The following is a 9191-nucleotide window of genomic DNA, read 5'->3' on the forward strand; positions in this document are numbered from 1 at the left end:
TCTGTTTCGCAGGAGAGAGAGGGCTGCATAGCGTGCCTCATTTCACGGCGGTCTTGCGTATCTTCCGCCATCACCGCCAACCCCATCCCACCGACATGCAAAACACACGGATGCGCCTGCTCCTCCTGCTCCTGTTCGCCGCCCCGGCGGCGGCGCAAACCGTCCCGCCGCTGCGGGAGGACCCGCGCATGTACGATATCGCACAGGCGGCTTCCGCGCAACGCATCGAGCAGGATATACGCCGGCTCGCCGGTTTTGGTACCCGCAACACCCTCTCCGACACGCTCTCGGACACCCGCGGCATCGGGGCGGCGCGCCGGTGGGTCAAGGCGGAATTCGACGCCATCGCCGCGGCGTGCGGCGGATGCCTGGAGGTGACGTACCAGCGCAACCTCGTGCCGGCGGAAGGCAACAGCCGGATTCCCCAGGACACCTGGGTCGTGAACGTCGTCGCGATACAACGCGGCGCGCGGTACCCCGACCGCTACGTGATCATGTCGGGCGACATCGACTCCCGGGCGTCGGATGCGACCGACGCCGTGACGGACGCGCCCGGCGCCAACGATAATGCGTCGGGGATGGCCGGCGTGCTGGAGGCCGCCCGGTTGCTGAGCCGCTACACCTTCCCCACCAGCATCGTCTATGTCGGGCTGTCCGGCGAGGAGCAGGGCCTCTACGGAGGGCAGGGCCTCGCCCGGAAGGCCAGGGCGGAGGGATGGGACATCGTCGGCGTGCTCAACAACGACATGATCGGCAATATCGCCGGCCTCAACGGGGTGATCGACAACCGGTCCTTCCGCATCTTCTCCGAACCGACGCCGGTCACCGAGACCGAGCGGGAGCGGCAGCTGCGCCGGGTGTACGGCGGCGAAGTGGACGGCCCCTCGCGCCAGCTCGCCCGATACATCGAGCGGACGACGCGCATCTATCTGCCCGAGATGGAGCCGAAACTGATCTATCGCCTGGACCGGTTCGGTCGCGGCGGTCATCACCGGCCGTTCAACGACGAAGGGTTCGCCGGCGTACGCATCATGGAGACCAACGAGAACTACACGCGCCAGCATCAGGACATCCGCGTCGAGGACGGCATCGCATATGGCGATGTCATCGAGGGCGTCGATTTCGAGTACGCGGCCCGGCTCACGGCAGTCAATGCGCTGGCGCTGGCCTCGCTGGCCTGGGCGCCGCCGCAGCCGGCCGACGTGCGCATCGGCGGGGTCGTCCAGCCCTCGACCACCCTGGCGTGGAGCGCCGTCGACGACCCCGACCTCGCCGGCTACCGCATCTACTGGCGCGACACCACGGCGCCCCAGTGGCAGTACAGCCGCTTTGTCGAGCCGGCCACCACCTTCACCCTCGAAAACGTCGTCATCGACAACTACCTGTTCGGCGTCGCCGCCGTCGGCCGCAACGGGCATGAGAGCGTGGTGGTCTATCCCTCCGGGTTGATCCGGCCGTGAGGAGGCGGGATGCGGGCAAAGCCCGCTCCGCTGCGCGATCGAGCGTCTACTTTGCGGCCTTCTTTTTTTTGCCGTTGTCCGGACCGGGTTTGCTGATCACGTTGATCGGGCCTTCGCAATAGATCGAAAGCTCGATGGCGACCTCGACGGCCTCTTTCGGGGTTTTACCGAGGAAGAGGGCGGCGAGAGCGAAGCTCATGCCGGCGCCGATCGCCTCGTAGGTGGTGATCTCTTCGATAAGCCAGCCCTCGATGTGAAATACCTTGCCGTTGAAGCCCATCAGGTAGACGTTATCGATCCCGTTCTCGTTGGTTTTGTCCTTTTTCCACGAGACAAACTCCGAGATGAATTCGAGAAAAGCCGACTCGTCGGCCGCGGACGGCTTGTGCGTGCGGCAATAGAGCTGCATGAGGGCGATCTCCTTGGCCGACCCCACGCCGCCGATCACGAGCCCGTTCTCCTCGAAGAGCTTGGAGAATTTGGAGTTGTCGCTTTTGGTCTGGGTGAAACCGCGGACGGAGATGGAATCGGAGGCAATTTCGTACCCTCCACTTTCAAGGATTCTGCAGGCGACGACGCTCATACGTAGCTAGGGGATGGAATCAGCGGCTGTTCAGTTCGAGGATGACTTCGGCCAGCAACCGGAAAAAGTTAGGCATGATGATGATCAGGAAGATGGCGAACAGCACCATGAGGAGGCAGCAGCCTTTCAGTACACGGATAAACAGTTGCATGGCGATGGGGCGTTTCGGTAAGATAAGTATACAAACGGGCTGACATCGGCCGCCATAAAAAGATGGCGGGTTTTAGAAGGAGGCGTCACGAGTTCAAGACGAAAAAAGGATGCGTAGACAGACAACAGGGCGTGCGATACTGAACGGGTTGATGCTGGTCCTCGTGCTGGTGGTCAACGGCATGGCCGGCTCGGGCGCGTTGAGCGGCCGGTCGATCGGCGATATCGCGGTCGACTATCCGACGTATTTTTTGCCGGCAGGTTATGTGTTTTCCATCTGGGGTCTGATTTATCTGCTGCTGACAGGGTTTGTCGTGTATCAGGCCACGCCCGCCGGCCGCTCCGATCCTTCCGTCGGCCGCGTGGGGACGAGCTGGCTGATCAACGGCGCGCTGAACATGGCCTGGCTGGTGGCATTTTCGTACGGCCAGTTCGTGCTCGCGTGGGTGGTGATGCTCGGCCTCTTGCTGTCGCTGCTCTGGATCGAGATCAACGTCTCCGGCCAGGCCGAAGGCCCGATCGCCCGGTGGCTGGTCGCCCTGCCGTTTCAGGTGTATCTGGCCTGGGTGTCCGTCGCCACCATCGCCAATACGTCGCAGCTGCTCCGCTATCTCGGATGGGACGGCGGCGCGTTCTGGAGCGTCATCATGATGGCCGTCGCCACGGCGCTGGCGCTGGCGATGCTGGTCCGCCGCTCGGCGTTCGTATTTCCCCTCGTCGTGGCGTGGGCACTGGCCGGCATCGCGATACGGTATGCCGCCGTGCCGCTGCTTGTCTATGCCGCGTGGGGGTTTGTCGCGGTGTGTCTGGGGGGGCTGGCCTGGATGGGCACGCACCGGGCGCGGCCGGCCTGATGCGCTGGCTCGTGGGGCGAGGGACACATCGTGTACGGTTTTCACGCACAGGGGTGCGCGGAATCGGCCGGGTAGCATGCAAGGGCCGGATCGACGTGATTCGAGAAAGGTGCCACTCGATCACAAACGCCGAACGACCATGAACGCCATGCCTCAACTCGAACCGCAGGAAGTCGAAGTCCCGCCCGTGATGGCCGCCCAGCTTCCGAGCCACAGTCCGACCGCACCCTCGGTGCTGACCCGTACGATGGGCGCAGCCTTCGGCGCGCTCACCGCGTACGTCGAAGAGAATCGCCTCACGCACCTCGGGCCGCCTCGCGCCTTGTACAAATCGTTCGATCAGCGCGAGACCCAGTTCGTCGTGGCCTTCCCGGTGGCCGCGCCCGACGGGCCGCTGGAGGGCGAACGCGACATCAAGGTCGACCGGCTACCCGGCGGCAAGGCCCTGCGCTTCACGCACAAAGGGTCGTACAGAGACCTCCGCAAAACCTATGAGGCCATCTCCTCCTGGATGGCCGGCGCCGGCCTGCTCGAGTCCCAGGGCGCATGGGCGCGCTACATGCCCGTATGGGAAGAATACCTCAACGATCCGCAGACCACGCCGCAGGAGGAGCTGATCACCCAGATCTACATCCCCATGGATCACGCGAAGTTGTAGCCCGGGAGTCTCCGGTTGAAGCCTCCCCCGCGTGGCGTCCGAGCCCGATCGGACGCCTGAAAAGGATCGGTGCAGGTTGAAGGAACCCGCCATCGCCGGCGTCGTAACCCGCTGCGTACCACAGGTACATTCCCGCGGCGTCGGTTGCATAACGGGGCGGCAATGGACGCGTTTTTCTGTGCCCTGCTATACGGAGGTGATCCTATGTCTGACATGCAGAAGGGAGCCTCTGGTGCGGCCTGCTAGCGACAGCTAACCGGGCTCCCGGACAGCTTTTGGAGGCTCGATCTCGCTTGCCGAGGTCGAGCCTTTTTTTGTGCGATTCAGGCCGATCTCCATGAACTTCCTGTAACGAGACGGACAAAACGCCCCTGGCGTCTTTACATGATCTTAACAATCGAATATACTTATTGTGTTCGCACAGGAGCCCCTTCCGAGCATAAAAGAAATCTGACAGCGCCTTGCGCGTCATCCTTTGCCTGAGGAAGTGCTGAGACCTTCGCGAACAAGAAGCCCGGGTGGTCCCCCGGGCTTTTTTTGTGGGGTCCTGCCGCGGCGGGCGTTCGGAAAACGGAGTCGACGTTGCGGAATCGGGCCGTATTGCGTAACGTGCGGTCTGTTCGTCGCCCCTACATGTGATCCACCCGTCTCTTTCATGCTTCGATCATTCCGTATGGTGCTGCTCGCGGCGCTGGTTTTTTCCGCCGGTTGCGCCACGCATACCCCCGAGTCAGCCGCCACGCATCCCGTACAGCAGCTCGCGTTTCGTCCCAATATTCTGTGGCTGGTGGCCGAAGACCTCAGTCCGATCATCCCCCCCTTCGGAGACTCGACGGTCGTCACTCCCACGCTGAGCCGGCTCGCCGCGGAGGGTGTTCGCTATACCCACGTATTCTCCCCGTCGGGGGTATGCGCGCCCAGCCGCGCCGCCATCGCGACGGGCATGTACCAGAATCACATCGGCGCGATGCACATGCGCACCGGTGGGGATCCACGGTGGTTCCCGCCCGGGCTGATTCCCTATGAGGCGGTCCCGCCGGCGGAGGTGAAAATGCACAGCCAGTACCTGCGGGAAGCCGGGTACTACACGACCAACAATGCCAAGGAGGACTATCAGTTCAAAGCTCCGGTTACGGCCTGGGACGAGAGCAGCAACCGGGCGCACTGGCGCGACCGCAAGCCCGGGCAGCCGTTTTTCGCCATCTTCAATTTCGGGGTCACCCACGAATCGCAGGTCTGGGCGCGACAGCGCGACTCCCTCTGGGTGGATGCCGACCTCGACGTTCCGGTACCGCCCTATCTGCCGTCGACCGAGGCGGGGCTGCGCGACATCCGTCAGGTGTATTCCAACATCAAAACGATGGACTTCCAGGTGGGCGAAGTCCTGAAACAGCTCGAGGCGGACGGCCTGCTGGACAGCACCATCGTCGTCTGGTATGCGGATCACGGCGGCCCGCTGCCGCGCCAGAAGCGCCTGCTCTACGATTCCGGCATGCGCCTGCCCCTGATCATTCGCTACCCGAACCAGTGGCGCGCCGGCGAGGTGGACGACCGGCTCATCAGCTTTATCGACTTCAAGCCGACGCTGCTGTCGATGGCCGGCATCGAACCGCCGTCCTACGAGGACGGCCAGGCGTTCGAGGGACCGTATGCCACCGAGCCGCCGCGCACGTATGTCCATGGCGCGGCGGACCGGTTCGACGAACAGTACGACATGATCCGCGCCGTGCGGGATCACCGGTTCAAATACCTGCGCAATTTCCAGCCGGAGAAACCCTACTACCTGCCGGTCGCCTACCGCGAGCAGATGGGGATCATGAAGGAGCTGCTCCGCATGCGCGACGCCGGCGAGCTGAACGAATACCAGGCCCAGTGGTTCAGGACCACGAAGGACCCGGAAGAACTCTTCGACACGGAGACGGACCCGTTCGAACTGCATAACCTCGCCGGCGACCCGGCTTATGCCGACAAGCTGGCCGAACTCCGGGCCGAGTGCGACCGGTGGATGAGCGAAATCCACGACCTCGGGCTCGTGCCCGAGATTGATTTCGTGGAGTCGATCTGGCCGGGCGGCGTGCAGCCCGAGACGGCGGCGCCGGCAGGACAGTGGGCCGGCACGCAGCTGACGCTCCGCAGCGCGACCGAAGGCGCCAACATCGGGTACCAGCTGCTCGCGGCCGACGAGGCCCCCGGCAAGCGCTGGGACGTGTATGTGAAACCCATTGTCGTGCCGGAAGGACACCACGTGGTGGCCCTCGCACACCGGATCGGGTACAAGCCCAGCGAACAGGTGGAGATCGCCGGCGACTGATGCCGGCATCTCCCGCACCACGTTCATCCTTCGCCCTACAGGGTAACCGTATCTCCGCCGCCGGCGTTGCGTACGACGGAATGATCTGTCTGCCAAACGAACCCATGAGGCGGTATCATGACACGGATGCGAAACGGAGGACGCGCGCTCATTGCAGTCCTGTTGCTGCTAACGGGCGGATGTGATTTTGCCGGCGTCGACCCGGTCGGCAATACCGACTTCATCGCCGCGGAGCCCTTCCGGCTCACCCTGAGCGCCGACGGCATTGCCGCCCTGCGCGTCGCGGCGATCAATGGCGAGATCACCATCGTGGGCTCCGCCACGGCCGACTCGATCGTCGCAACCGGGGAGCGCCGCGTCGGGTCGGACAGCCAGGAAGACGCCGAGCGACACCTGCACGACCTCACCGTCAGTCTGCGCCAGCTCAACGACCAGGCGACGCTCGCCACCGATCAGCCGGATCGCAGCGGGGGACGCGACTATACGGTCGACTACCGGATCGTGATGCCGGCGGCGATGGCGCTCACGTTCGAGCATGTGAACGGCGACGTGCAGGCGAGCGGCCTCCAGGGCGAGGTGGCGATGTCGCTCGTCAATGGCACGCTCGACGTTGAAACGTCCGTCAAGCCGGCGCGTCCGCTGGATCTCAGCGTGGTGAACGGGCAGATCCTGCTCGGCATCCCCGCCTCCACGTCGGCGGATTTCGAGGCCCACGTCGTCAATGGGTCGATCGGCCTGACCAACCTCCAGTTGGACGATTTCGAGGGCACGACGCGCTCGATGACCGGACGCCTCGGCGGCGGCGGGATTCAGATCGCCCTGGATGTCGTCAACGGGACGATTCTCGTCCGCGGTCTCTAGGCCGTCGGCTCTTTCCTCGCACACGCATGCGCACCACGCTCCTCACCGTCCTTTCCCTCGTTTGCTGCCTCGCCGCGCGGGCGCAGCCGGCGGATACGCTCTATCTGCCGCTGGGCGAACCGGTTGAGCAGGTCCGCGCCGCATCGGATACAACCCAGCGCTACGCCGTCTACCTGCCTGCCGGCTACCGGACGGATCGGGTTTTCCCCATCCTCTTTCTGATGGATCCCCGGGGACGCGCGCTCGTCCCGATCGAGCGGTTTCGGGCATCGGCCGAGCGTTATGGCTACGTGCTCCTCAGCTCCCATCAGACGCTGAGCGATGCGGACTCGGCCTGGGCCGTCAATGGCAGGGCGCTCAATGCCATGGTGCAAGACGCACAGATCCGGTTCTCCGTGGACACGCGGCGCTTTTACATCGCCGGGTTTTCCGGCACGGCCCATTATGCGTGGTTCGCGGCGTCGTTTCTGGATGGTCATCTCGCCGGCATCGTCAACTCGGGCGACGGGCTGCCCGTCACGAGCGCCTCGGTCGGCGACGCGCTGGGGATGACGCGGCCGCCGGCGTATTTTAATGCCGCCGCGCTGGGCGACTTCAACTACGACGCCGCCCGGCTGCGCGACCGCGCGCTCGATACGACGCGCGTGCCGCATCGCTTCGTCACCTTCCCGGGAGATCATGCCTGGCTGCCCGCCGCGCTCGCCGACGAAGCGATGACCTGGATGCAGTACCAGGCGATGCGCACCGGCATGGCGCGCTACGACGCGCCCTGGATCGATTCGCTCCGGGTAGCGCACATCGCCGAGGCCCGCCGGCTCGACGAAGCAGGGCGCTACGTCGAGGCGATCCGGCGCTATCGCGAAGTCGCCGCCGACTTTGAAGGACGCGGCGATATCTCGTTCGTTCGCGACCGGATCGCCGCGCTCGAGAGCGACCCGGCGGCTCGCGCCGCGATCGACATGGATGCCTCCATCACCCAGCGCATCTGGGCGTACAGCAACGTCGTGATCCAGTTTCTGGATGAATACCGCACGGCGACGCGGCTGCCGCGTACCCGTCTCGCCCTCGCGCGGCTGCAGATCCCGCGGCTCCAGGAAGAAGCCGAAGACGCGCGCCACCCCGATCTCGCCGCCGGCGCCCGGCGCATGCTGGCCACGACGTACGGCTCGGTAGCCTTCTACGAACCGCGCGACTACATGGCGGCCGGCGATTTCGAGCGCGCTGCCGGTCTCCTCCGGGTCGCCCGCGCGATGCGTCCGGACGGGGGCGCCTGTTTCTGGCTCGCCCTCTCCGAGGCGCAGCTGGGCCGGGCCGATGACGCCATCGACGCCCTCACGTGCGCCATCGACGGCCAGCAGGTCACCCGGGAGCGCATCGACACCGAACCGCTGCTCGAACCCCTGCGCGCCGACCGGCGGTACGCCGCCCTCGTGGCCCGCGCGCCGAAGTGACCGATCCCCTGCCCATGCCACGTCTGCTCGCTCTGTCGATCGTCGCGCTCGCCGGCTGTACGCGCCCTGCCTTCGAGCCGCTGGACGCCGGCGCCGGCGATCCGGTCTACGCCACGTATGCGGCCCACAGGGACCGGTCATCGTTCCTGCTGGACGAAGGGTATGCCTGGCTTTTTTATCGACCCGATCGGGGGCTGGACTTTACGACGGACACCGCCGGCGACCTCGGGCTCTATCTCCGGGTGGATGGACAAGAACGGTATCTGTTGCGGGACCTTGCCGGCGGGGCGATTATCGCTGAAACGTATCCCGACCTCGTCGCCTACAGCTACTGGTCGACGGAGGCGGTGCGTGTCGACGCCACGTTTCTCGTTCGCACGTCGCGCGAGGCCGTGTGGGATCTCGCGCTGCGCAACACGTCGAGCGAGCCCGTCCGCCTCGACCTCGCCCCCTTTGTCCGGAACGGAGCCCGTTCGTTCGATACGGCGGAGCTTATCGAGGGAGGCCTCTTTTTTACCCACCGCGAATACGCCGACAGCTGGACCCGCGATCACGACATGCCGCACGAAGAAGCCGTGCGCGACCTCCTGCTGGTCTCCTCCGCCGGCGCGGTGCCGGGCGCCTACACCCGCTGGGATGACGAGCCGGCCTCCTTCCCCTTTGTCGTCGCCGGGGGGACGCCGCAGTTTCGGCTCCAGGGACGCACGTTCATCGAAGGCGAACGCAATATCGATCCCGCGTTGCGCATCCAGGTCCGCCGCCACGACGAAACGGACCGGCTGATCACCGAGCATAGCGCGGTGCCGGGGGCGTACGTTCCGGCCGTCGAGGCGGACGGCGCCTGGCGGATGGAACTGGGGTGG

9 protein-coding genes are annotated in these 9191 nt (G+C 65.2%); 7 read left to right on the forward strand and 2 right to left on the reverse strand.

The window, feature by feature from the left end:
- Positions 1–95 precede the first annotated feature (95 nt).
- The gene (locus R2834_22690) at positions 96–1460 is read left to right on the forward strand and encodes a M28 family peptidase (protein ID MEZ4703153.1); all 1365 of its coding nucleotides are present in this window, start codon (positions 96–98) and stop codon (positions 1458–1460) included.
- A gap of 46 nt (positions 1461–1506) precedes the next feature.
- Here R2834_22690 and R2834_22695 read toward each other — a convergent pair whose 3' ends face one another.
- Both R2834_22695 and R2834_22700 read right to left on the reverse strand, forming a co-directional pair.
- Positions 1507–2043 carry a hypothetical protein gene (locus R2834_22695; GenBank protein MEZ4703154.1) on the reverse strand — a complete coding sequence of 179 codons (537 nt, stop codon included), beginning with the start codon at positions 2041–2043 and terminating at the stop codon, positions 1507–1509.
- Between the two features lie 19 nt (positions 2044–2062).
- A complete protein-coding gene (locus R2834_22700; protein MEZ4703155.1) occupies positions 2063–2194 on the reverse strand; it encodes a hypothetical protein in 132 nt (43 codons plus the stop codon).
- Positions 2195–2303: 109 nt separating this feature from the next.
- Between R2834_22700 and R2834_22705 the strand changes: the two genes are divergently transcribed.
- From R2834_22705 to R2834_22730, 6 genes are all read left to right on the forward strand, one after another.
- Positions 2304–3047 carry a hypothetical protein gene (locus tag R2834_22705; GenBank protein MEZ4703156.1) on the forward strand — a complete coding sequence of 248 codons (744 nt, stop codon included), beginning with the start codon at positions 2304–2306 and terminating at the stop codon, positions 3045–3047.
- Positions 3048–3186: 139 nt separating this feature from the next.
- Positions 3187–3705 carry a GyrI-like domain-containing protein gene (locus R2834_22710; protein MEZ4703157.1) on the forward strand — a complete coding sequence of 173 codons (519 nt, stop codon included), beginning with the start codon at positions 3187–3189 and terminating at the stop codon, positions 3703–3705.
- 655 nt (positions 3706–4360) lie between these two features.
- Entirely contained in the window at positions 4361–6016 is a 1656-nt protein-coding gene (locus R2834_22715; protein MEZ4703158.1) for a sulfatase, read from the forward strand.
- Positions 6017–6133: 117 nt separating this feature from the next.
- Entirely contained in the window at positions 6134–6877 is a 744-nt protein-coding gene (locus tag R2834_22720; GenBank protein MEZ4703159.1) for a hypothetical protein, read from the forward strand.
- A 26-nt stretch (positions 6878–6903) separates the two neighbouring features.
- Complete coding sequence (locus tag R2834_22725; GenBank protein MEZ4703160.1) at positions 6904–8328, forward strand: hypothetical protein; 1425 nt, start codon at positions 6904–6906, stop codon at positions 8326–8328.
- Between the two features lie 14 nt (positions 8329–8342).
- The coding region (locus R2834_22730; protein ID MEZ4703161.1) for a hypothetical protein at positions 8343–9191 on the forward strand (849 nt) is incomplete at its 3' end.

It is taken from the genome of Rhodothermales bacterium (genome assembly GCA_041391505.1).
GTDB lineage: Bacteria > Bacteroidota > Rhodothermia > Rhodothermales > JAHQVL01 > JAWKNW01.